Annotated in this window: 24 protein-coding genes; 10 read left to right on the top strand and 14 right to left on the bottom strand. The window is 62.3% G+C overall.

From position 1 onward, the window contains the following. Positions 1–78 precede the first annotated feature (78 nt). Positions 79–1869 (top strand): CocE/NonD family hydrolase, encoded by a 1791-nt coding sequence (locus tag ACN50D_RS09315; RefSeq protein WP_162114107.1) that lies wholly within the window; start codon positions 79–81, stop codon positions 1867–1869. A gap of 18 nt (positions 1870–1887) precedes the next feature. On the opposite strand, the gene paaI is transcribed toward ACN50D_RS09315, so the two are convergent. From paaI to ACN50D_RS09295, 4 genes are all read right to left on the bottom strand, one after another. Then, a complete protein-coding gene (gene paaI / locus ACN50D_RS09310; protein WP_047269444.1) occupies positions 1888–2256 on the bottom strand; it encodes a hydroxyphenylacetyl-CoA thioesterase PaaI in 369 nt (122 codons plus the stop codon). Positions 2257–2322: 66 nt separating this feature from the next. Next, complete coding sequence (locus tag ACN50D_RS09305; protein WP_007730606.1) at positions 2323–2634, bottom strand: EthD family reductase; 312 nt, start codon at positions 2632–2634, stop codon at positions 2323–2325. Positions 2635–2640: 6 nt separating this feature from the next. Beyond that, complete coding sequence (paaZ, locus tag ACN50D_RS09300) at positions 2641–4683, bottom strand: phenylacetic acid degradation bifunctional protein PaaZ (RefSeq protein ID WP_211921675.1); 2043 nt, start codon at positions 4681–4683, stop codon at positions 2641–2643. Positions 4684–4771: 88 nt separating this feature from the next. Beyond that, positions 4772–5383: a TetR/AcrR family transcriptional regulator gene (locus ACN50D_RS09295; RefSeq protein ID WP_007730612.1), complete on the bottom strand. Its 612-nt coding sequence runs from the start codon at positions 5381–5383 to the stop codon at positions 4772–4774. 107 nt (positions 5384–5490) lie between these two features. Here ACN50D_RS09295 and ACN50D_RS09290 point away from each other — a divergent pair, with 107 nt between their 5' ends. The 9 genes from ACN50D_RS09290 to paaK all read left to right on the top strand — a co-directional run bounded on the left by ACN50D_RS09290 (position 5491) and on the right by paaK (position 13158). Next, the gene (locus ACN50D_RS09290; RefSeq protein ID WP_007730615.1) at positions 5491–6219 is read left to right on the top strand and encodes an enoyl-CoA hydratase/isomerase family protein; all 729 of its coding nucleotides are present in this window, start codon (positions 5491–5493) and stop codon (positions 6217–6219) included. Then, positions 6216–7073: a 3-hydroxyacyl-CoA dehydrogenase family protein gene (locus ACN50D_RS09285; RefSeq protein WP_007730617.1), complete on the top strand. Its 858-nt coding sequence runs from the start codon at positions 6216–6218 to the stop codon at positions 7071–7073. The genes ACN50D_RS09290 and ACN50D_RS09285 overlap by 4 nt, the downstream gene beginning before the upstream one ends. A gap of 27 nt (positions 7074–7100) precedes the next feature. Beyond that, a complete protein-coding gene (locus ACN50D_RS09280) occupies positions 7101–7886 on the top strand; it encodes an enoyl-CoA hydratase-related protein (protein WP_007730619.1) in 786 nt (261 codons plus the stop codon). A gap of 92 nt (positions 7887–7978) precedes the next feature. Continuing rightward, entirely contained in the window at positions 7979–8947 is a 969-nt protein-coding gene (paaA, locus tag ACN50D_RS09275) for a 1,2-phenylacetyl-CoA epoxidase subunit PaaA (RefSeq protein WP_007730621.1), read from the top strand. Further along, on the top strand, positions 8944–9261 hold the full coding sequence (gene paaB / locus ACN50D_RS09270) for a 1,2-phenylacetyl-CoA epoxidase subunit PaaB (protein WP_007730622.1): 318 nt from the start codon (positions 8944–8946) through the stop codon (positions 9259–9261). The genes paaA and paaB overlap by 4 nt, the downstream gene beginning before the upstream one ends. A 28-nt stretch (positions 9262–9289) precedes the next feature. Beyond that, positions 9290–10207 (top strand): 1,2-phenylacetyl-CoA epoxidase subunit PaaC, encoded by a 918-nt coding sequence (gene paaC, locus ACN50D_RS09265; RefSeq protein ID WP_007730623.1) that lies wholly within the window; start codon positions 9290–9292, stop codon positions 10205–10207. A gap of 65 nt (positions 10208–10272) precedes the next feature. Beyond that, on the top strand, positions 10273–10731 hold the full coding sequence (gene paaD, locus ACN50D_RS09260) for a 1,2-phenylacetyl-CoA epoxidase subunit PaaD (protein ID WP_047269445.1): 459 nt from the start codon (positions 10273–10275) through the stop codon (positions 10729–10731). A gap of 4 nt (positions 10732–10735) precedes the next feature. Beyond that, positions 10736–11815, top strand: a complete 1080-nt coding sequence (gene paaE, locus ACN50D_RS09255; RefSeq protein ID WP_007730625.1) for a 1,2-phenylacetyl-CoA epoxidase subunit PaaE — start codon at positions 10736–10738, stop codon at positions 11813–11815. A 41-nt stretch (positions 11816–11856) separates the two neighbouring features. Next, positions 11857–13158: a phenylacetate--CoA ligase PaaK gene (paaK, locus tag ACN50D_RS09250; RefSeq protein ID WP_007730627.1), complete on the top strand. Its 1302-nt coding sequence runs from the start codon at positions 11857–11859 to the stop codon at positions 13156–13158. Between the two features lie 2 nt (positions 13159–13160). On the opposite strand, the gene ACN50D_RS09245 is transcribed toward paaK, so the two are convergent. The 10 genes from ACN50D_RS09245 to lepB all read right to left on the bottom strand — a co-directional run bounded on the left by ACN50D_RS09245 (position 13161) and on the right by lepB (position 21435). After that, positions 13161–13784 (bottom strand): LysE family translocator, encoded by a 624-nt coding sequence (locus ACN50D_RS09245; protein ID WP_007730629.1) that lies wholly within the window; start codon positions 13782–13784, stop codon positions 13161–13163. Between the two features lie 92 nt (positions 13785–13876). Further along, entirely contained in the window at positions 13877–15070 is a 1194-nt protein-coding gene (locus ACN50D_RS09240) for a globin domain-containing protein (protein WP_003942968.1), read from the bottom strand. 31 nt (positions 15071–15101) lie between these two features. Next, a complete protein-coding gene (locus ACN50D_RS09235) occupies positions 15102–15551 on the bottom strand; it encodes an RrF2 family transcriptional regulator (protein ID WP_003943059.1) in 450 nt (149 codons plus the stop codon). 119 nt (positions 15552–15670) lie between these two features. Then, positions 15671–16801 carry a galactokinase gene (gene galK / locus ACN50D_RS09230; RefSeq protein ID WP_065455025.1) on the bottom strand — a complete coding sequence of 377 codons (1131 nt, stop codon included), beginning with the start codon at positions 16799–16801 and terminating at the stop codon, positions 15671–15673. Further along, positions 16801–17901, bottom strand: a complete 1101-nt coding sequence (galT, locus tag ACN50D_RS09225; RefSeq protein WP_007730748.1) for a galactose-1-phosphate uridylyltransferase — start codon at positions 17899–17901, stop codon at positions 16801–16803. The genes galK and galT overlap by 1 nt, the downstream gene beginning before the upstream one ends. Further along, positions 17898–18524 carry an SMI1/KNR4 family protein gene (locus ACN50D_RS09220; RefSeq protein ID WP_030536068.1) on the bottom strand — a complete coding sequence of 209 codons (627 nt, stop codon included), beginning with the start codon at positions 18522–18524 and terminating at the stop codon, positions 17898–17900. The genes galT and ACN50D_RS09220 overlap by 4 nt, the downstream gene beginning before the upstream one ends. A 21-nt stretch (positions 18525–18545) precedes the next feature. After that, a complete protein-coding gene (locus tag ACN50D_RS09215) occupies positions 18546–19130 on the bottom strand; it encodes a TetR/AcrR family transcriptional regulator (protein ID WP_007730752.1) in 585 nt (194 codons plus the stop codon). Then, the gene (locus ACN50D_RS09210; protein ID WP_007730754.1) at positions 19127–20176 is read right to left on the bottom strand and encodes a saccharopine dehydrogenase family protein; all 1050 of its coding nucleotides are present in this window, start codon (positions 20174–20176) and stop codon (positions 19127–19129) included. Before ACN50D_RS09210 ends, ACN50D_RS09215 begins: the two co-directional genes overlap by 4 nt. A 55-nt stretch (positions 20177–20231) precedes the next feature. Beyond that, on the bottom strand, positions 20232–20585 hold the full coding sequence (locus tag ACN50D_RS09205; protein ID WP_007730761.1) for a glyoxalase superfamily protein: 354 nt from the start codon (positions 20583–20585) through the stop codon (positions 20232–20234). A 106-nt stretch (positions 20586–20691) separates the two neighbouring features. Then, positions 20692–21435: a signal peptidase I gene (lepB, locus tag ACN50D_RS09200; protein WP_003942848.1), complete on the bottom strand. Its 744-nt coding sequence runs from the start codon at positions 21433–21435 to the stop codon at positions 20692–20694. Positions 21436–21735 lie beyond the last annotated feature (300 nt).

The raw sequence follows: 21735 nt of genomic DNA, 5'->3' as shown, positions 1-21735 counted from the left end.
TCGGCCCGTCCGGCGTAGCTTTTGCTCCGGAAACTTCGGCGGCGCGCAGCCGATCAGGCTGGTGGAGAACAGATCCGGGTGTACGGTTTTCAGGTGCGCCGGAGAACAGCGATCAGTGTCGTCACGCTCGTGGTTTGCGCCCTCGGCTTTTCGCCGCCGGCGCTCGCGGATTCACCGAACGGCTCGTATTCGTCACAGCTGCTGTACTTCTCGGTCGATGTCGGGCCTGAACTCTCGACGCCGTGCACCGTCGTCGGTGAACTCTTTGTTCCCGATGGTGTCGACGCTGACAACCCAGCTCCCGCGATCCTGACCACCAACGGGTTCGGCGGTTCGTACAAGGACCAGATTCCGGCCCTGCAGAACTTCGCCGAGAACGGGTACGTCGGACTGACGTATTCGGGATTGGGTTTCGGCGGCTCGAGTTGCAAGATCACCCTCGACTCTCCCGCATACGACGGTGTCGCCGCTTCCCAGTTGGTCAGCTTCCTCGGCGGCCAAGAAGGGATTGCCTTCACGGATCAGGCTCTGACGCAGCCCTATCCGGCGCTCACCGCGGTGGTTCAGGACTCCGTCGATCACACCGGTGCACCGTCGACGAACGACCCGCGGGTCGGAATGACGGGTGGCTCTTACGGCGGCGGCATTCAATTCGCCGCCGCGAGTGTCGATCCCCGCATCGACACCATCATCCCCATGATCACCTGGAACGATCTCTCGTATTCTCTGGCGCCCAACAGCACCGGGACCATCTCCGGAGTGTCGACTGCGGAGCCGGGAGCAGCGAAGGTGCTCTTTGCATCGCTGCTCTTCGGCGCGGGCATCGCGAATCCCGGTGTGGACGGTTACATCGCAGATCCCGCACGGCTACCCGGCTGCCCGAACTACGTCCCTTACATGTGCAACGCGATCGCCGAGGCAGTGGTGACCGGCGATATCGGACCGCAAGTAGTGAGTGAGCTCCGAGCGTCGTCGGTCTCGTCGTTCGTCGACCGGATCAACATTCCGGTACTGCTTGCTCAGGGGCAACAGGACACCCTGTTCGATCTGAACGAGGCAACCGCGACTTACGACGCGCTGAAGGATCGTGGCGTCGATGCCAAGATGATCTGGCATTCGTGGGGGCACAGCCACTTGGCCGCTGCGCCGGGCGAGTTCAGCTTCTCCGCACCCGACGAGGATACCCAGTACGAGACCGGTCGCTTCATGGACTGGTTCGATCACTACCTCAAAGACGAGAACACCGAGACCGGCCCGGAATTCGCGTATTTCCGCAACTGGATCGACTACGAGGGAAACGCGGCACCGGCCTACGCGACGTCCGACACCGTCGATGTCGGGACCGCTCGCGCCTTCCATCTGTCCGCTGACGGGGGACTGCTACCGGACGGCACGCCGGTGATACCGGGTTCGAAGACGATCGTCACCGCACCGGCTGGGCTGCCGACGGGCGTAGAGCCACTCAATATCAATCCGGCCGGAAACATTCCGAATGCACAGATTCCGGGAACCGAGGCGCTCTGGACCACTGCGCCGATGACCGAGGCGATGGACGTGGTGGGAGCTCCCACTGTGACGCTGCGTGTTGCGGCGCCCGGACAGCCGGTGGTGTTCGCGAAACTCTACGACGTGGCTCCGGACGGAACTTCCTCGCTGATCAACGGACTCATTGCGCCCATACGCATCAGTGATCCGTCGCAGCCGGTGCCGGTGACGATGCCGGCGATAGTGCACCGATTCGAGCCAGGGCATTCCGTGCGTCTCGCGATCACCGGTGGCGACATCAGTTTCCGTGGGGGACTGCAAGGTATGCCGGTGACGATCTTTGCCGACGGTTCCGGCCCCCTCGAACTTCCCGTCGTGGGCTGATACACCGTGGGCTGAATTTCAGCGGGTGATGGTTCGACTGTCGCCGCGGAACTCGGCCACGACGGCGTCGCCATTGCGAACGGTCACGTCGTAGATCCCACTTCGGCCGCCTCGAGCCTTCTCGGTGGCGACCGCGGTCAAGGTGTCGCCCAGACGGGTCGGACGCAGAAATCTGATGTCCGCGCGCGCTGCAACGGCTGAATCCTCGTAGCCGTTGCAGGCGAGCGCAAACGCGGTGTCCGCGAGCAGGAAAACATAACCGCCGTGTGTGATTCCGTGACCGTTCACCATGGTTTCGCCCACGGTGACGGTCACGGTTGCGCTACCGGGCGCCAGCTCGGAAATCTCGATACCGAGTGCCTGCGATGCCTGGTCCGCGTCGAACATCTCTCTGGCGGTGATGCTTCCTGTACTCACGAGACAACTCCTGTGTGATCGGGAAATTGCAGGGGTCTAGAGGACCGAGACAACTTCCTGGACATACATGTCGACCGTGCCGGTGGCAAAGTTTGCGACATCTTTTCCAGCGGCGCCCATCTCCGGGGACTTCAGGCCGCTCTGCATAGTCTCGAGATCGGGAAACTCGAGGTTGGCGACGGCATAGAAGACTGGATCGGAGCCGTCCAGCGTCGAGCACTTGCTGAACGTGAAGTCCGAGAGCCCTGGCACTGCGCTGGCGAGCGGGACGTGGATCTCGTTGTAGTACTTGTCGAAAGCCTCCGGATCGGTGGGGCGTCCGTAACACACTGCTACTCGATAGGTCATGTGCTTTCAATTCCCTTCGGGGCGAGTCTTGGCTACCAGAGTCAGGACGTCGTATGTCGCGACCGGATCGTTGTTCTGGTTCGTCACCACGGCGTCCCAACGAACCTCACCGTAGTCGGCGCTGCTGCGAGGTGTGATGGTCTTGGCTGTGAGGGTGACCGTCAGGCTGTCTTCGGCTTTGACCGGAGTCAGGAACCTGAGGCTGTCCACGCCGAAGTTCGCGAGAACCGGGCCGGGAGCCGGGTCGACGAACAGGCCCGCAGCGAGTGAGACAACAAGATAGCCGTGCGCGACGATGCCGCCGAAGAGTGGATTCGCCGCAGCGGCCACCGGATCGGTGTGAGCGTAGAAGGTGTCACCGGTGAACTCTGCAAAATGATCGATGTCTGCGAGTGTGACCTGGCGCGGACCGCCGACAACAGTGTCACCGATCTTCAACTCGGCGAGACTCTTTCGGAATGGATGTTCGGATCCGGTCGTGCGCTGCGATCCGGTGAACCAGCGCCCGCCGACTGCGGTGAGGACGTCGGGTGTGCCCTGTACGGCGGTGCGCTGCATGTGGTGCAGAACTCCGCGGATGCCACCCAGCTCCTCACCGCCGCCGGCACGGCCGGGACCGCCGTGTACGAGGACTGGAAGGGGAGAGCCGTGGCCGGTGGATTCCTTGGCGTCGTCGCGGTTCAGCACGAGCACTCTGCCGTGAAAAGCTGCGAGGCCCAGCACCAGTCGACGTGCGATGTCGGTGTCGGCAGTGACCACCGAAGCGACGAGGCTTCCCTCGCCATGGGCCGCGAGTTCGATCGCATGATCGATGCCGTCGTATCCGATGACGGTGCTGACGGGTCCGAAGGCCTCCAGTTCGTGTACCTCGTGCGCATTCTCTTCCGCCCGGAGAAGGACTGGGGAAAGGAAGGCTCCTGACTGGCCGTCGGCACCGACCACGTCGACGTTGTCCGGGTCTCCGAATACGATAGTTGCCGACTTCGTCAGACCGCGAATGGATTTCAAGACCTCGTCACGCTGTTCGATGCTGGCGAGAGCTCCCATAGTGACGCCATCAGCATCGGGGTGTCCCACGACCACTTTGTTCAGTCGCTCGGATGCGGCATCGACAACGGCGTCGACCAGCGAGAGCGGGACCAGGGCGCGCCGGATCGCCGTGCACTTCTGGCCCGCCTTGACCGTCATCTCGGTGACGAGTTGTTTGACGTACAAATCGAATTCGGGCGTTCCTGGTACGGCGTCCTCGCCGAGGATCGACGCGTTGAGTGAATCGGCTTCGGCATTGAAATGGACACCCTTGCCGACGACGTTCGGGTGAGCACGCAGCGTTGCTGCGGTGTCGGCGGATCCGGTGAATGCCACTGAGTCCTGCCCGCCGAGGTGATCGAGGAGGCCGCGTGCACTACCGGAGAGCAGTTGGACGGAACCCTCTGGGAGCAAGCCTGACTCGATGATGCGCCGGAAGACGAGTTCGGTGAGATATGCCGTGGAACTGGCAGGTTTGACGATGGACGGCACCCCCGCGATGAATGCCGGTGCCAGCTTCTCCAGGAACCCCCACACCGGGAAATTGAAGGCGTTGATCTGCACGGCGACGCCGCGACGTGATGTATAGATGTGTTGCCCGAGGAAGGTTCCGCCCTTGCCGAGAGGCTCGACGTTTCCGTCCAGAAAGACTGTGCTGTCGGGCAATTCGCGCCGAGCCTTGCTCGCGTAGCTCAGCAGGGTCCCGAATCCGCCGTCGATGTCCACCCCGGAATCTCGCGTCGTCGCGCCGGTGGCAGTGGAGAGTGTGTAGAACTCGGCTTTTCCTGCCATCAACGTGAGGGCGAGAGCCTTGAGCGCGCCGGCACGTTCGTGGAAGGTCATCGCGGACAGTGCAGGCCCGCCGACCTCGCGGGCGTACGTAACCATCTCGGCGAGGTCGATGCCGGTTGCGGAGATCCGGGCCACCTCCGATCCGTCCACTGCGCTCGGCAACGGGGTACCTGCGTCCGGTGCGGCGTACCACTGACCGGCCACATAGCTTTCCAACAGTCTGCTCACGACAACTCCATCTCACCGTACGTTCGGTCGGTAATTACGATCGCCCGGTAACGCCGCGTTGTCAAGGATTCGGCAGAACTGCCTGGAGTCAGGCCTTGCGAAGTCCGTCGAAAGTGACGGCGACGACCGCGTCGGCGATGTCGGAGACGGACTCACCCGCTCGGGGTTTGTACCACTCGATCAGTGAGTTGACGGTGCCGAACATCAGCTTGCTGGCGAGGGCTGGTTCGATGTCCGGGCGCAAGTCTCCCTCCGCTGCGGCGGACGCGACGAGACCTCCGACGAAGTTGTCGAATTCGCGTCGACGAGCTAGCGCGGCGCGCTCGACCGTCGTGTTGCCGCGGACGCGCAGGAGCAGGGTGACGTATGGAAGCTCTGCGACCAGCACCTCTACGCTGCGCCGGACCAGGTATTCGAGCCGGTCGATGTACGGACCGGTGGTGGCGCCCTCTTCGGTCGTGACCGCAAACAGGGCGTTGAGGGCACGCGAAAGGGCGAGTTCGAGAAGTTCTGACTTTCCGGACACATGGTGGTAGATCGAGGACTTCGTGATGCCGAGTTTCTTGGCGAGCACCTCCATGCTGGCGCCGTCGTAGCCCTTGTCGTTGAACACCTTCACGGCCACGGCCAGGAGCGAATCGAGGTCGTAGCCGGGACGTCCGGGGAGGCCGGTGCGTCGAGTGGGGCGTGCCGTAGTCATGTCCCCATCTTCTCAGTTCGGGCAAAGCTGTGCACCATCCTCGTTCTCACCCTTGCCAAACGACCGAATGTTCGGTTACTAATGGAGAAGAGCGAGAAGGAGCGAATGTGAACACCCTGCACGTGGACGAGCGCGAGGATCGCGTCGTGGTCACCCTCGACAGGCCCGCGCAACGCAATGCGATCAACGCGGAAATGATCGACGAACTGCATCAGGTTTGTGGACGCCTCGAACGGGATCCGAAGCTGCTCCTGCTTGCGGGGCGCGGCGACCACTTCGCAGGCGGCGCTGACATCGCGGAGCTCCGAGAGCGCGGACGAGAGGAAGCGTTCGCGGGTATCAACCGCACGCTGTTCGACCGAATCGGAAAGCTCCCGCTTCCCACCGTGGCCGCCGTGAGCGGCTACGCGCTCGGCGGTGGGGCAGAGTTGACCTACGCCTGCGACATTCGCATCGCGACAACGACGGCGGTCTTCGGGAATCCGGAGCCCAATCTCGGCATAATGGCAGCCGCCGGCGCCAGCTATCGATTGCCGAAGCTCGTCGGCGTCTCGATCGCGAAGCAGGTGCTCCTCGGTGCCAGGAACCTCGACGCCGAGCAGGCGCTACGAGCGGGCCTGGTTGTCGAGGTAACCGAACCGAACTGCCACGTCGACGCAGCGCATCGGCTGCTCGACCGCATTTCCCGACTGTCCCCGCTGGCACTGCGATTGACCAAGATCATCGTCGATGCGCCGGGATCGCATCCGTTTGCCGACGACATCGCCCAGGCCGTCCTGTTCGAGAGTTCGGACAAGCGCGATCGCATGACGGCCTTCCTGGAGAAGAAATCATGACTGAAGCAGTTGCACCGAAGACCGTCGGAGTCATCGGCGGTGGACGCATGGGTGCGGGTATCGCCCAGGTGTTCGCCAGTCTCGGCGGGGCGGTCACCATCGCGGAGAGTGGCGACACCGCGGCCGCGTTGCAGCGTGTTTCCGCCGGCCTCGACAGAGCTCACGAGCGAGGGAAACTCGACGACCAGGACCCCGCGACGGTGCTGGCGCGCGTGAGCACCGTGGACGCAGTGACCTCGTTGCCGCCGTCGCTCGACCTGATCGTCGAGGCGGTCCCGGAAATTGCGGCCCTCAAGGTCGAGGTGCTCGCCGCTGCGGAAACCGTTGCCGGAGAAAGCACCGTGATCGCCAGCAACACCAGTTCCATGTCGATCGCCGAACTCGGCGCAGCGCTGACGGATCCGGGCCGGTTCATCGGTATGCACTTCTTCAATCCAGTCCCGGCGTCGCTGTTGGTCGAGATCGTCCGGGCGCCTCAGACCCGCCCCGAGGTTGTCGACTCGGTACGAGCATGGGTGTCGATGCTCGGCAAAGCCGAGGTGCTCGTCAACGACTCACCTGGTTTTGCAACCAGCCGGCTTGGTGTCGGTCTCGGGCTCGAAGCCATCCGCATGCTCGAAGAGGGTGTGGCGGACGCGGAATCGATCGACCGAGCAATGGAATTGGGGTATCGGCATCCGATGGGCCCGCTGCGTTCGACAGATCTGGTCGGGTTGGATGTGCGCCTGGCGATAGCCGAACACCTCGCGAGCACGCTCGGTGATCGATTTGCACCTCCAGCACTGCTGCGAGAGAAGGTGGCTCGCGGCGAGTTGGGGCGCAAGACGGGACAGGGTTTTCACACATGGAGCTGAACCGAACTGCCTGCGAAAGGAACATCGATGACTGACGTGATTCGCTTGGAGATCGAGCGAGGTTTGGCGACAATCACTCTCGACCGACCCAAGGCCGCCAATGCCGTCAACGGCGAAATGAAGTCTCAGCTGCTCGAAGCGTTGCTGCAGGTCCACACGGACGCAGAGGTTCGAGCGGTGTTGATTCTCGCCGAAGGCAAGAACTTCTGCGTCGGTCAGGATCTGGGCGAGCACGCTGCAGCGTTGGATGCTGATCCTGCGCACGCGATGGATACCGTCGAGGCGCACTACAACCCCATCGTCACGGCGCTGTCGACGCTCTCTGTCCCGGTCGTGGTGGGTATCGGCGGAGCCTGCGTCGGGGCCGGGTTGGGAATCGCGTTGGCCGGAGACATCCGTGTCGTGGGGGCTCGCGCGAGCTTTGCGACGGCATTCACCGGCATCGGTCTGGCCAGTGACTCCGGGCTCAGTCATGCGCTCGTGCACGCGCTCGGACCTAGCCGCGCCAGTGGCCTGATGTTGCTCGGCGACAAGTTCGACGCGCAGAGCGCGCTGGAGTGGGGCTTGGTTCATCGCGTGGTGGCCGACGAGGACGTCGCAGCTGAGGCTCGGGTACTCGCGCGTCAGCTTGCCGACGGACCCACCGCGGCCTTCGCCCACGTGAAATCGCTGATCCGTGCCGTTGCTCCTGGGCTTTCCCAGACGCTGGCGGCCGAGGCGAACGCACAGGTGGAGCTGGGTTCCACGGCAGATCATCGAGGCGCAGTCACGGCTTTCCTGTCGAAGCAGAAGCCGGTTTTCGAGGGCCGCTGATTTCTGGTGCGGCGAAAGATTCTCTTGTGTGCTGGGACACCTCGGTGCATACTAGTTACCAACCGATCATTCGGTAATAAAAGGTAGGTACGATGACCAACGTGGAAGCTCCACAAGACCTGCAGAACCTGTTCGACGAGACGATCGCGGCAGACCAGCGCATCGAGCCTCGCGACTGGATGCCGGACGGCTACCGCAAGACTCTGATCCGCCAGGTCGCCCAGCATGCGCATTCCGAGATCATCGGAATGCAGCCCGAGGGAAACTGGCTCACCCGTGCGCCTTCGTTGCGACGCAAGGCGATCTTGATGGCGAAGGTCCAGGACGAAGCCGGGCACGGTCTGTATCTCTACTCCGCGGCCGAGACGCTCGGTGCCGATCGTGGCGATCTGACCACCAAACTGATCGAGGGAAAGCAGAAGTACTCCTCGATTTTCAACTATCCGACGCTGACATACGCCGACGTGGGTGTGATCGGCTGGCTGGTCGACGGAGCTGCTATCTGCAATCAGGTTCCGCTGTGCCGCAGCTCCTTCGGGCCGTATGCGCGCGCGATGATCCGTGTGTGCAAGGAGGAATCGTTCCATCAGCGGCAAGGCTTCGAGCTGTTGGCGACGATGATGCGCGGCACGGAAGCTCAACGGGCAATGGTGCAGGAAGCCGTCGACCGATGGTGGTGGCCCGCTCTGATGATGTTCGGACCGCCGGACGACGAATCGCCGAACACCGAGCAGTCGATGAAGTGGCGCATCAAGCGGCACACGAACGACGAACTGCGGCAACGATTCGTGGACATGTCGATACCGCAGGCCGAGATACTCGGTGTGACCTTCCCTGATCCCGACCTGCGCTGGAACCCCGAGCGTGGCGCACACGATTTCGGCGAGCCGGACTGGAGCGAATTCATGGACGTGGTCCGCGGCAACGGAGCGGCGAGCGTCGAGCGGATCACCAATCGGAAAGCCGCACACGACAACGGGGCCTGGGTTCGCGACGCCGCGTACGCCTTTGCACAGCGCGAGAGACTCGCGCACGATCGCACGACTGGGGAAACATCATGAGCGAGAACGATCAGGTACAGCGCGATCAGGTGCGGGGCGAATGGCCTTTGTACGAGGTATTTCTGAGGGGAAAGCGCGGACTGAACCACGTGCATGTCGGATCCCTGCGCGCGGCAGACGATCAGATGGCCCTACGCCACGCGCGCGACGTCTACACCAGACGTAACGAAGGCGTGAGCATCTGGGTCGTGCCGTCAGCGAACATCGTGGCTTCGAGTCCGGCAGAAAAGGATCCGTTCTTCGCGCCGAGCGGCGACAAGGTCTACCGGCACCCGACTTTCTACGACATCCCGGACTCCGTTCCGCACATGTGAGAATCACTTCGACTTCGAGGACCAACAGATGAACGATCACGACAGTGCCTACGACGGCCTGGTCGACGGTGACGGCCACGGTCAGTGGGCGTTCGGAACGAGCTTCGACGACCCCCTCGCCGGCGTCGACACCACGGTGCCAGGCGATGTCGATCTCGGTGCGCTGGCGCGCTACTGCCTCATGCTCGGCGACGACGCGCTCGTCAGTTCGCAGCGACTCGCCGAATGGTCGACGCGGGCACCGGAACTCGAAGAAGAGGTAGCTCTCGCCAACGTCGGCCTGGACTTGATCGGGCAGGCCAGGCTGCTGCTGGCTCGCGCGGCAGCAGCCGATTCCACTGTGGTTCCGTTCATCTCCGATACGTCACCGGTGCCGGCTGAAGATGCGCTTGCCTTCTTTCGTGATCAGTTCGGTTTCCGCAACGTGAGACTGGTGGAACTCGCCAACGGCGACTTCGCACACACGGTCGTTCGGCTACTCGTGTTCTCGACCTGGCGGCTGGCGCTGTTCGATCGGCTGCGCATGTCGCGCGATCCGGTTCTCGCAGCTGTGGCGAACAAGGGCGTCAAGGAACTGACCTATCACCGCGACTACGCGGCAAGATGGGTCGTCACCTTGGGCGCCGGCACGGCAGAATCCAAGCGTCGGACGGCCGACGCCTTGCTCGAGATCTTCCCGTTCGTGGACGAACTCTTTGTTCCCACTCAGGACGAACTCGTCTTGGCAGAAGTTGGCGTCGGAGTGGACCCGCGTACTGTTCGGCCGGAGTTCGACGCTGTTCTTGCCCAGGTCCTCCATGCAGCCGAAATGGAAGAGCCCCCTTCGCGTTTCTCCGGTTTCGTCGGCGGCCGCGGCGGGCGTGCCGGACTGCACACCGGGGCACTGGGGCTACTTCTCGCCGAAATGCAGAGCGTCGCTCGGGAGCATCCGGAAGGGGTGTGGTGACCGTGACTGCCGCTACCGTCTCTTCCGCTACTGTCTCTTCGGCGCAGGAGATCGTCGCCTCGGTGATGGATCCGGAGATGCCACTGTTGACCTTGGCTGATCTCGGCGTCATCCGATCGGTCGACGTCGAAGCGAACTTGGTCTGTGTGACAATCACTCCCACCTATTCCGGGTGTCCGGCGATGGCGACGATGCGAGACGACATCGAGCACAAGCTGACCGACGCGGGGTACGGCAGCGTCCAGATCAAGACTCAACTGTCGCCGCCTTGGAGTTCGGATTGGATCAGCGAAGAGGGGCTCGCGAAACTTCGGACGGCCGGGTACTCGGTGCCGGGGGCCGCGCCGCGTCGCACCTCCGGCCCGATCGCCTTGACCTTGACGGCCAAGCCGCGCGACATCCTGTGCCCCCAGTGCGGTTCGGCAAACACCAGACTGAGTTCGGAATTCGGTGCGACCCTGTGCAAAGCGCTCTATCGCTGCCTCGACTGCCTCGAGCCGTTCGATCACGTGAAGGAGATCTGAACAGATGAGTACCGCAACGACGAACCGGAACAAACCATTTCACCCGTTGACGGTCGCCGGTGTCGAATCACTGTGCGACGACGCAGTTGCCGTCACCTTCGACGTGCCTGCCGATATCACCGATCAATTCGACTTCGGCGCCGGGCAGTCACTGACACTGCGGCGGATGATCAACGGCGTCGAACACCGTCGCTCCTACTCGATCTGTGCACCGGTAGGGGCGTCTCCACGGGTGGGGGTTCGCGAAGTGGCAGACGGACTCTTCTCCTCCTGGTTGGTGCGAGACGTCAAGGCCGGGGATCGAATCGACGTCCAGGGCCCATCTGGCAATTTTGTCGCCGATCCGGCATTGGGTGGACGGCACGTTCTGATCGCGGCGGGCTCCGGAATCACGCCCATGTTGTCCATCGCTGCAACACTGCTGGTGAACCCCGAGGCCGATGTCACCCTGCTGTACGGGAACAGGCGCACCCGTTCGGTCATGTTTGCCGAAGAAATCGCCGACCTGAAGGACCGGTACGGTGCACGCCTGGACGTTATTCATGTTCTCTCTCGCGAGCCGCGCGAGGTCGAGTTGTTCTCGGGCCGTCTCGACGCCGACCGGTTGCGCGAGATCTTCATCTCTCTCGTTCCGTGCGACCAGGTCGACGGCTTCTGGTTGTGTGGTCCGTTCGGGATGGTCAACGACGCCCAGGAAGTACTGGCCGGCTTGGGAATTGCCAAGGATCGCATCCATCACGAGCTGTTCTACGTCGACGACGTCGCGCCGCCGGTCGCGGTGCATCGTGAGCCCGGAATTGTGGGACCAGGCAGCGAGGTCACCATCACGCTCGACGGTCGATCGACCACCGCGACACTTCCGCGAGACCAGTCGATTCTCGATGCAGCGGAACAGTACCGATCGGATCTGCCCTTCGCGTGCAAGGGCGGGGTCTGTGGAACGTGTCGCGCCAAGGTCACCTGCGGTGACGTCGAGATGCGCAGGAACTACGCACTCGAAGACTACGAAGTCGACGCGGGTTTCGTACTGACCTGCCAGACCTTCCCTGTCGGTGAACAGATAACAGTCGATTTCGACGCCTGACCGCCCGCACAGCGCCCTCACTGAGCCCACCGGAGACAATCATGACCGAACTCGTCACTGCTACTTCGCAAGAAATCGAATTTGCCAGTCGGGACCGCATTTCGACGCTCCAACTCGAGCGGATGCAATGGTCCCTGATGCACGCGTACACCAATGTTCCGCACTACCGCAAAGCTTTCGACGACGCCGGCGTCCACCCGAGCGACTTGAAGGATCTGAGCGATCTCGCGAAGTTTCCCTTCACCACCAAAGCGGATCTACGTGAGAACTATCCGTTCAAGATGTTTGCGGTGCCACAGGACCGGGTCTCGCGAATTCACGCGTCTTCGGGGACCACCGGTCGCCCGACGGTGGTGGGGTACACGAGCAACGACCTGAACAACTGGGCCGATCTCATCGCGCGCAGTCTCTCGGCCGGCGGCGTGCGGTCTTCGGACAAGGTTCACGTGGCTTACGGGTACGGTCTGTTCACCGGTGGGTTGGGAGCACACTACGGTGCGGAGCGCTTGGGCTGCACGGTCATTCCCATGTCCGGTGGCATGACCGAGCGGCAGATTCAACTGATCGAGGACTTCGAGCCCGACGCCATCATGGTGACTCCGTCGTACATGTTGACCATCGTGGATGCGATGATCAAGAAAGGCATCGATCCCTCGAAGACCTCACTGAGGGTGGGAGTTTTCGGAGCGGAGCCGTGGACCGAACAGATGCGTACCGAGCTGGAACAGCAACTCGACATGCATGCGGTCGACATCTACGGACTCTCCGAGATCATGGGCCCGGGTGTGGCAATGGAATGTGTGGAAACCAAAGACGGGCTCCATATCTGGGAAGACCACTTCTACCCGGAGATCATCGATCCGGTCACGGGCGAAGTGCTGCCGGACGGTGAAGAAGGTGAGCTGGTTTTCACCTCTCTCACCAAGGAAGCGCTGCCCATCATTCGCTACCGAACCAGGGACCTGACCCGACTGTTGCCGGGTACGGCGCGCTCGATGCGTCGGATGCAGAAGGTCACCGGCCGGACCGACGACATGATCATCCTGCGTGGGGTCAATCTGTTCCCCACACAGATCGAAGAGCTGATCCTGACCGTCCCCGCCCTGGCACCCCAATTCCAGTGTGTGCTGGAGCGTCCGGGCCGGATGGATACTCTGACAGTGCGCGTCGAGGCTCGTCCTGACGCGGCAATTTCCGATCATGCGGCAGCGTCTTCGGCGTTGCAGAAGCTGGTGAAGAACAAGATCGGTGTCACGGTCGAGGTGAGCGTTCTCGAACCCGGCGGACTCGAACGCTCGATCGGCAAAGCGCGTCGTCTGATCGACCAACGTCCGAAGGACTGAAACTACTCCAGGGCCATGCGGGTGGCGAAGATTCCGAGAATGCCACCAGCTAGCCATTTCTGAGCCCGCATCCACACCGGACGCGCCATGAGGAAGGTCGACACGGCTGCCGCACAGCACACGATCAACGCGTTGACGGTGACTGCGACCAGGATCTGCACGCCGCCGAGTACGAGTGCCTGTTGCCAGACCGGACCCGCAGTGGGATCGACGAACTGGGGGATCAGGGCCGCGTACATCAGCGCAATCTTGGGATTGAGCAGATTGGTGGTCAACCCCATCCCGAACAGACGGCCGCTACCGTGGCGGTCGACCTCGCCCACCTCGAAAGCGGACTTCCCACCTGGTCGGAGTGTCGACCAGGCGAGATAGGCCAGGTACAGGGCACCACCGATTTTCACCGCGGTGAACACCGTTGGTACGGCGAAGAGAACCGCCGTCAGCCCTGCACACGTGGCGGTGAGGTAGACCAGGAAACCGGTTGCGACTCCGCCGAGCGAGATCAAACCCGCCCGGCGGCCCTGGCTGATGCTGCGGGACACCAGATAGATCATGTTGGGGCCCGGTGTCAGAACCATCGCCAGGGCGATCAGCGCGACTCCCGTCATCGACGCTGACGTGATCATGTCGGTCTCCCACTACTCGATGCGTATGTTTCGTCGAGTACACAAGGGTTTGCAGTCGCGCGCCAAGGTCCAGTTCGCAGGCAGTGGTCCGCTCAGGTGTTGGCCCAGCTGTCGGGCCCGAAGACCTCGTAGTGGATATTCTGTGCCGGGACGTCCCTTTCGAGCAACGATGCGCGCATCGCCAACATGAACGGCATCGGCCCGCAAAGGAAGGCTTGGGTATCGGGCTCCACTGCAATACCTTGCAAATCCGCCCGTCCTTCGTGAACCGATCCGAACGCAACGTGCGTGCCGAGATCCTCGTACCAACGGTGCAGGGTTGCGGCGGGAATCTGGTCGACGAGTGTGCTGAGTTCTGCGCGGTGCGCGTGATCCGCAATGGATCGATCCGCATGGATGACAGATACCGAACGGTCAGCGCCGGTGTCCACGAGATGATTGAGCATCCCGATCATTGGTGTGCAACCGATTCCGGCCGACGCGAGCAGGAGCGGTGAGTTGTCGTCCGGCATGGTGAGATCGCCGAAAGGTGTGGTAACGGAGAGTTCTTGACCTTCGAATACGTTGTTGTAGAGGAAGTTCGACACTTCGCCATCGGGAGTTCCGGAGATACGCTTGACGCTGATCCGCCAGTCTGCGCTGCTCGGTATCGAACACAGGCTGTATTGACGGATCTGGCGGGCGCCGTCGGGCAGCGTAACCCCGACCGAAAGGTACTGTCCGGGAGCGAAGGTGGGGAGTGCGCTACCGTCGAGCGACGTGAGTGTCAGTGAGACGGTGTCGGCGGACTGAAGAACTCGTTCGCTGATTCTGACCGTGCGCCAGACGTCACCGGCGTCGACGCCGGCGAGTTGGTAGAGGCCTCGCTCCATCGTGATGAGGGTTTCCGCCATCAGCCAGTAGACTTCGTCCCAGGCTGCTGCGACGTCGGGAGTGACTGCATCGCCAAGTATTTCGACGATCGCGGCAAAGAGGTGTTCGTGCACGATTGCGTACTGGTCGGGCGTGATTCCCAGCGACGCATGCTTGTGGGCGATACGTGAAAGTATGAGATCGACCTTGGCGCTGTCCGGCTCGAGCTGAAGCGTCGCGAATGCCGCGATGGCGCCGGCGAGAGCCTTCTGCTGTTCGCCCTGCTTCTGATTGCCGCGATTGAACAAATCGCGTTCGAGTTCAGGATGCGCGTCGAACATCCTGCGGTAGAACAGGGTTGTGATATCGCCGATGGCAGCGCCGACCACGGGAAGGGTGGCGCGAATGACCTCGGTTGACTGTGGGGAAAGCATGAGCTGCTCCGTTCGGTCGAAATTCGATTGATCAGCCTGCTTCGTCGCTCCGGGTGGTGAGGCGTAGCAGGACAGTTTTGGACGGCTGCCGGATGACGTCTTCGATCGTGACCGCGTCGAGTGAAACGAAGAACGCTTCCTGTGCTTCGCGCAAAGCGCTCCGAAGGAGGCAACCTCCGCGCAGTGGGCACGGTTTGTCGCCTTCGCAGTCGACGACTTCACCCGGGCCTTCGAGGCGTCTGGCCAGCCAGCCGATGGTGGCGGTGCGGCCGAGTTCGGTGATGGAAAGCCCACCGCCGCGGCCGCGCCTGGTTGTCACGATGCCGAGCTCACCGAGCCGTGTAACCACCTTGGTGGCATGGGAATACGACACGTTGAGCTGCTGCGCAACATCCCGAGTGCTGGGGGAGGCATCCGCGTCGAGTACGGCCAACCGCATGACGACGCGCAATCCCAGATCGGTGAACTGCGTCAGTTGCATGATCTGAACCTACATAATTCGCATATGAGATGACTATTTATGTGAGGGGGATCTCGAGGTACCCCAACCAGGGCGAACGGTACGTTCGGCGCCTCCAGTGCGCTGAACGTGCCGTTCGCTCAGAGACGGGCGGCCGAACCCCCGGCAACGACGCCGAGAAAGTGTGGTGCTCGCCAACCTCGCGCCGCAAAGTCGCGGCTCACCGATGCGATGACCTCCGCTCCGCTTCCTTCCGGAACCAGCGCGATGGCCGAGCCTCCGAATCCGCCGCCGGTCATCCGCGCACCGATCGCGCCGCCGCGTCGTGCTGCGGCAACGGCGACGTCGAGTTCTTCACACGAGACCTCGAAGTCGTCGCGCAACGAGGCGTGCGAGTTGTCGAACAGCTCGCCGACGTCACTGAATCTGCTGTTGCGCAGAAGTTCTGCGGTCTTCCGCGTCCTCTCGATCTCGGTCACGACGTGCCGTGCCCGCGCCCGGAGGATCGGGTCTCGCACTGTCTCGGCCTGGCCTGCTGTAGCCTCTCGCAAGCTGCCGACGCCGAGAGCTGCTGCTGCAGCGACGCATTGAGAGCGCCGCATTCCGTACTGTCCGTCTGCGAGTGAGTGTTTGACCCGGGTGTCGATGACGATCAGGTCGTAACCTGCACCGTGGAGTTCGAAAGGTATGGGTTCGGTGGATCCGTCCTGGCAGTCCAGCAGGAGCGCAGTCGAGGGCTGAGCAAAGAGGGCAATGGTTTGATCCATCCCTCCGGTCGGTGCGCCGACGCCGTCGTTCTCGGCCTGGATGCACACCTGTACCAGCTCATCGCGGGCGAAAGGTGAATCATGAAGTTCGTTGACGGCCAACGCAACCGAACAGGTGAGGGCAGCGGAGCTCGACAGCCCGGCCCCGACCGGTACCGACGAGTCGACGGCAAGATCGATTCCTTCGATCGGGAGGCCTCTGCGCGCAAGAGACCACAGAACGGCTGTGGGGTAGGCGGCCCACCCTGTGGCGATGTCGCCGAGGGGCCCGGTGTACGTCTCGGCGGATTGCCGACTGTGCACGCGGACGACCCCGTCGCTGCGCAGTGCGACGGCAACCAGTGTTCGCTGCTCGAGAGCGACCGGTAGGCACAATCCACCGTTGTAGTCCGTGTGTTCACCGATCAGGTTGACTCGACCGGGTGCCGCCCACACTCCGGTTGCCGGATAGCCGTAGGTGGCGTGAAACTGTTGGAGCACAGAATTGTTCGAGACCGTATCCACTATTTCAACTCCCGTAGGCGGGCCGCGACTGCCTCGGGAACGGTGTCGTTCACCCAGGCGCCCATGGCGGACTCGGACCCGGCGAGGTATTTGAGTTTGCCCGGTGCGCGCAAGATCGAGAACAGCTGAAGATGCAGTCGGCCCAGAGGTCGGTCGATGCGGACGGGAGCTTGGTGCCAGGCCGCGATGTACGGTACCCGGTCGACGCCCGGATAGAAGCGATCGATACGGCGTAGGACATCTTGGTAGACGACCGCAAGCTCTTCGCGCTCTTGGTCGTTCAGCGAGGGGAGGTCCGGGACGTCTCGGTGCGGTGCCAGGTGAATCTCGATGGGCCATCGTGCGGCGGTCGGGACGTAGGCGCTCCAGTGATCTCCGTCGTAGATCAACCGGGCCTTGTCCTCGCGCTCGAACGCCAGAACATCGCCGAGTAGTGAGCGACCGGTGCGCTCGAAGTGTTTGTGCGCCTGCGTCAGCATCGATCGGGTGCGTGGCGTGACATAGGGGTATGCGTAGATCTGTCCGTGTGGATGGGTGAGTGTCACCCCGATTTCTTCGCCGCGGTTCTCGAAGCAGAACACTTGTTCCACAAGCGGATCCGCCGACAACTCTTCGGTCCGAGAAATCCAGGCACCCACAATCGTGCGCATGCGTTCGAGTGGAAGCTCGGCGACGGACGCCGTGTGATCGCTCGAGAAGCACATCACTTCGCAGTGACCGGCCGCTGGGCGATCGCCCGCACCGTCTCCGGGACTGTCAATGTCTTCCTCGGGCGCCGCGGCAAAGCTCGGAAACCGATTCTCGAACACCGCGACGTCGTAGTCTCCGTCGGGTATCTCTGTGGGCGTGCGTGTTTCGTCGGTCGGGCACAATGGACATTCGGCGGCGGAGGGGAGATGTGTCCGTGTCATGCGATGCGAAGCCATGGTGATCCACTCCCCGGTGAGAACGTCGAATCTCATCCGAGACGAGTGGTCGAGAGCCGGCAATTCGCGGGAATCTCGCGCAGAGTGGGCGCGGGCACTGCCGGCATCGTCGAAGTAGAAGATCTGACGCCCGTCGGCGAGGGTGCGACGGGTCGGATCCTGCTTGGGTGTCATGCGTCGACTTCCCATTCCAGAACACCCTTGCTGACAACGGGTTTCCACACTCCGATCGTTGATCCTGTTTCCAGCGCTACGGCATGGGCGGCCAGCATTACCGAGATGGACGCCCAGATCGGACCGCCGTTGTCAGTGGCGTCCGACGCATACTCGGTCACACAATGGTGGAGTGCGCCGCTGCGGGTGTCCACGAAGTAGTGGTACTCGTCCAGTCCGGCAAAGGGAACGAACGAGGGGATGAACATGGTTGCGGCAGTGCCTGCGTCGCGTTGATCGTGTCGATCCATCTCGTCATCGGCGTAGAGGTCTGGATTCTCGTAGATCGTCTCATCCCACGTTTCGAGCAGAGTGAGACGAACTTCTGTTGCGACGTCGATGGGGTAGAAGAATTTGTCCGGGAGCACGCTGCCGAGAAAGAGGCCGGTCCGGTCGTCGTGGGTCAGGCTGCCGTTGTGGACCCGATACAGGTCGCGAAGTTCCTGGGGCCACGTGACGCCGGTCGAGGCTTCGAATTCCTCGATAACGGCGTCACCGAGTCCTGGTTGAAACGCTGCAGCCGTCACCGGTGCGTGTGTACGGCACCACGCTTCGATTCGGCTCCATTCGTTTGCAACGCTCATGGGCTTTACGATACGTCCGAGTCAGGACCCGTGAATCAGGTACTGCAGTGTGTCCACGAGCTTTCGGTCCGAAGCCTCGGACTTTCGGCCGGTGATTCCCGATCGGAGAATTGCGGAACCCTCGAGCAGGCTCACGATGGTCTGCGCTGTCGCGCCAAGTTCAGTCGCATCCAGCTCCGGTTGTGCACACGCGACTGCGCGCTCTACGTGTGCGATGTACTGGGCGTAGAAGTCTCGAAGCACGACCGCGACTTCTTGGTCCGCCGCTGCAATGGCCCATACTTCGACGTACAGACGCACCGTGGCCTGGTCGTCCTGTTCTCCGAGCAGGACTCCGATGAAGTGTTCGGATTCCTCGCGGGAAAGGCTCTGATCCGTATCGGGGACGACGGCAAGGCGATCCAGTGAGCGGGTCAATGCACGTGACATCACTGCGCGTATCAGATCTGCACGGGTGGGGTAGTAGTGCTGCAGATGTCCTACCCGCACTCCGGCCGCGGCTGCGAAATCGCGCATTGCCGAGTTGGCATTGCCCTGAGTAGTGAGGACCTGTTCTGCTGCGTCGAGAAGTGCTGCCGCACGGGCGGCGCCCTTGGAGAGGGTCATGGTCGCAATACTGCCACCCCGAAGCTCTCCAACTCGGAGACGGTGCGGCGAGGGTTCGGAAGCGATTCGGGGAAAGTGACTCCAGGCCGGGCATCGTCGGCCAAGGCTCGTCTGACGGCCAGCGCGCCGCCCACCGCGGTGAGGTGAGCCTGGCCCTGCCGGTCGACGATTGTCGCGCTTGTCGTGCCGCTCGGGCCGGTGACATCGATGCGTACTTGCGCGCTCCCGCCCTTGCCCGGCGAGTACAGGAGTCCGCGTCGTAGCGGTGTGAAGCGGTCGCCGCGACCCCAACGGAACAGACCCACCTTCTTGGCGGCGAGCAGCGCAGTTGTGGATGCATTCGAACTGAAACCTATTCGAGTGCTGGCAGTTTCGGCGCCCAAGGTCATGGGGAACGTGAATTGTTCCGGAGTGTCGATTCTTCCGACCTTGGTGCGCGATCCGGGGAAGTCGACCCAGCGTGTATCCGTCAACGGGCTGACGGTGATCGGGTTTCCTTGCTGCATCACCTCGAAATCCTGCCCGAGCCGATCGATGAAGTCGACGGAGTCCAGCCCGGCAATGTCGTTGACGTCGTAGCGAATCGAGACGTCGATCGTGCTCGTGCCACCCAGTTCCTCGGCCAGCGCTGCGGCGACGATATTGGTGACTCCGCCCATCCATCCGGACGACAGGTACACCGGTGCGCTCGGCGACTTCTGACCCGCCAGAGTGGCGGCGCGAGCGACGCGGGTTGTCCAGCGGGTGATGTCCACGTACGGAATGCCGGCCTCGACGGCGGCGGACAGGACACGATCGTGGGGATCGTTGACCGTCGACACGACCGCGCGTACGGACGCGTCGAAGGGTGTCGGGTCGAGGAGGTCCCAGCGGCGGACGGAAGCGCCGTGACGGCCGGCCAGTTCGTTGCCTCGCTCGGGGGTGCGTCCGGTGAGGAGTAGTGGGAAGTCGGGGGCGAGCAACGCTGTCAGGGCGCTGCCCACGGTTCCGTATCCGCCGGCCACGAGGATCGGGCCGTCGGCTGAATACTGCAATGAATCGGTCATGCACCTAACTCTAGGTCAAATGACCTAAAACGTCGAATGGGGTTCTTTCCGCTGCTCAGTCCCGGTGTCGCACGATGTTGACGACGTTGCCATCGGGTGCCCGGACGAGGAATCGGCGAACACCCCACTCTTCGGTCGTTATGGGGTGCACGATTTCGTAGCCGAGCCTGCGGGCCTCTTCGTAGGCGCCGTCGACGTCGTCCGTGTGGACTGAGATGACCGAGTCCTCGGCCGCAGTGGCGTCGTGCGTGACGAGCTGTACGTTCGCGCCGGTGTCGGGAGAGGTGTAGCGAGCGACCCACCCCATGTTGAACTCTTCGGTGCTCAGGCCGAGAAAGTCGGAGTAGAAGCTCTTGGCGGTTCCGATATCGGCGACTTTGAGATTGGCGGTGATGCGTCGAGCGCGCATGTGGTTCTCCTACCTTCGGCAACAGATGCGCTCGATGATCGTCCGAAAGCGGAGCCATGTCGACTGTGCCGTCCGAAGATGCAGGCCGCCTGGTTGATTCGATCTGTCACTGCGGATCGAACGAGCTCACAGTTCCCCACCGTGAGAAGGGAAGGACGATCAATTGAACCTTGCCGATGACATTGTCGATCGGCACCGTTCCACTGTGTTCGTCATCGAGATGGAAACGTGAATCCTTCGAATGGGCGCGGTTGTCGCCCATCACCCACAGGTTCCCGTCGGGAACCGTGACCGGCCCGAAATACCTTCCTTGGCAAGAGGTACCGTTGCCCGGAATGCGCTTGTCGATGTACGGCTCGGTCAGCGGCTTGCCGTTCACTCGAAGCCCCTCTTCCTCGGACAGGCACTGTACGGTTTGGCCACCGACCGCGACTACCCGCTTCACGAGGTCGTTTTCGTCCGGCGGGACCAAGCCGACGATGGACCCGAGTCCCTGAAACGCGCGAACAATCGAATTGTCGGATCGAATGGATTTGTACTCGTCGTTCCAGGACTCGGGTCCCTTGAACACGACCACATCCCCAGGTTGCGGATCCCCGAATCGATAGCTGATTCTGTCGACGAGGATCTTGTCTCCCGTGCAGCCGGTGCATCCGTGAAGTGTCGGTTCCATGGACTCCGACGGGATCAGAAAGATGCGTCCGACGAAGTTCTGAATGACAACACTCAGGACAAGTGCGACGACAACGAGGATCAGAATCTCACGCCACAGTGGACGTTTTCTCGGGTGATCGGCCACTGCCGATTCAGTGGAGTCGGTCGAGTCCTCGTGGGCGTCGGATTCCGTCACACTCCCGACAATAGATGGCGCAACCAGTCGTCGGCCCGATACGAATCTTCTCGGTTCGTGGGTCTGTCTGTCGGCTGACATGCTTCGGAATTGGATCACATCACGCGCGAAGATCCGGTCGAGATCGGCAATCCGCGCAGTCCTGACCCAAACATCGTGCCGACGAATACCTTTCGCAGAAGCAGGTTGAACAACTCTCCGAGATTCAAGCGTGCAGCACGCCGGCGCCTCTGTTGATCGATTGGCACAATCTTTTGCGAGAGATGGGCATTCTCCCACTGAAGCGTCGGTGCGAGACAG

Source organism: Rhodococcus sp. SB1D (assembly GCF_048573875.1).
Lineage (GTDB): Bacteria > Actinomycetota > Actinomycetes > Mycobacteriales > Mycobacteriaceae > Rhodococcus_F > Rhodococcus_F qingshengii.
This window is presented reverse-complemented; position numbering and strand designations above follow the sequence as displayed.

Coding starts and splice junctions, on each gene's coding strand:
- paaE (WP_007730625.1), top strand. CDS start 10,736: ATGAGTACCGCAACGACGAACCGGAACAAACCATTTCACCCGTTGACG.
- ACN50D_RS09215 (WP_007730752.1), bottom strand. CDS start 19,130: ATGACCCTCTCCAAGGGCGCCGCCCGTGCGGCAGCACTTCTCGACGCA.
- paaK (WP_007730627.1), top strand. CDS start 11,857: ATGACCGAACTCGTCACTGCTACTTCGCAAGAAATCGAATTTGCCAGT.
- ACN50D_RS09285 (WP_007730617.1), top strand. CDS start 6,216: ATGACTGAAGCAGTTGCACCGAAGACCGTCGGAGTCATCGGCGGTGGA.
- paaB (WP_007730622.1), top strand. CDS start 8,944: ATGAGCGAGAACGATCAGGTACAGCGCGATCAGGTGCGGGGCGAATGG.
- ACN50D_RS09220 (WP_030536068.1), bottom strand. CDS start 18,524: ATGAGCGTTGCAAACGAATGGAGCCGAATCGAAGCGTGGTGCCGTACA.
- ACN50D_RS09235 (WP_003943059.1), bottom strand. CDS start 15,551: ATGCAACTGACGCAGTTCACCGATCTGGGATTGCGCGTCGTCATGCGG.
- ACN50D_RS09280 (WP_007730619.1), top strand. CDS start 7,101: ATGACTGACGTGATTCGCTTGGAGATCGAGCGAGGTTTGGCGACAATC.
- paaD (WP_047269445.1), top strand. CDS start 10,273: ATGGATCCGGAGATGCCACTGTTGACCTTGGCTGATCTCGGCGTCATC.
- paaC (WP_007730623.1), top strand. CDS start 9,290: ATGAACGATCACGACAGTGCCTACGACGGCCTGGTCGACGGTGACGGC.
- ACN50D_RS09205 (WP_007730761.1), bottom strand. CDS start 20,585: ATGCGCGCTCGACGCATCACCGCCAATCTCAAAGTCGCCGATATCGGA.
- ACN50D_RS09295 (WP_007730612.1), bottom strand. CDS start 5,383: ATGACTACGGCACGCCCCACTCGACGCACCGGCCTCCCCGGACGTCCC.
- ACN50D_RS09210 (WP_007730754.1), bottom strand. CDS start 20,176: ATGACCGATTCATTGCAGTATTCAGCCGACGGCCCGATCCTCGTGGCC.
- ACN50D_RS09245 (WP_007730629.1), bottom strand. CDS start 13,784: ATGATCACGTCAGCGTCGATGACGGGAGTCGCGCTGATCGCCCTGGCG.
- paaA (WP_007730621.1), top strand. CDS start 7,979: ATGACCAACGTGGAAGCTCCACAAGACCTGCAGAACCTGTTCGACGAG.
- ACN50D_RS09240 (WP_003942968.1), bottom strand. CDS start 15,070: ATGCTTTCCCCACAGTCAACCGAGGTCATTCGCGCCACCCTTCCCGTG.
- paaI (WP_047269444.1), bottom strand. CDS start 2,256: ATGTTCGACGCGGACCAGGCATCGCAGGCACTCGGTATCGAGATTTCC.
- galT (WP_007730748.1), bottom strand. CDS start 17,901: ATGACACCCAAGCAGGATCCGACCCGTCGCACCCTCGCCGACGGGCGT.
- ACN50D_RS09305 (WP_007730606.1), bottom strand. CDS start 2,634: ATGACCTATCGAGTAGCAGTGTGTTACGGACGCCCCACCGATCCGGAG.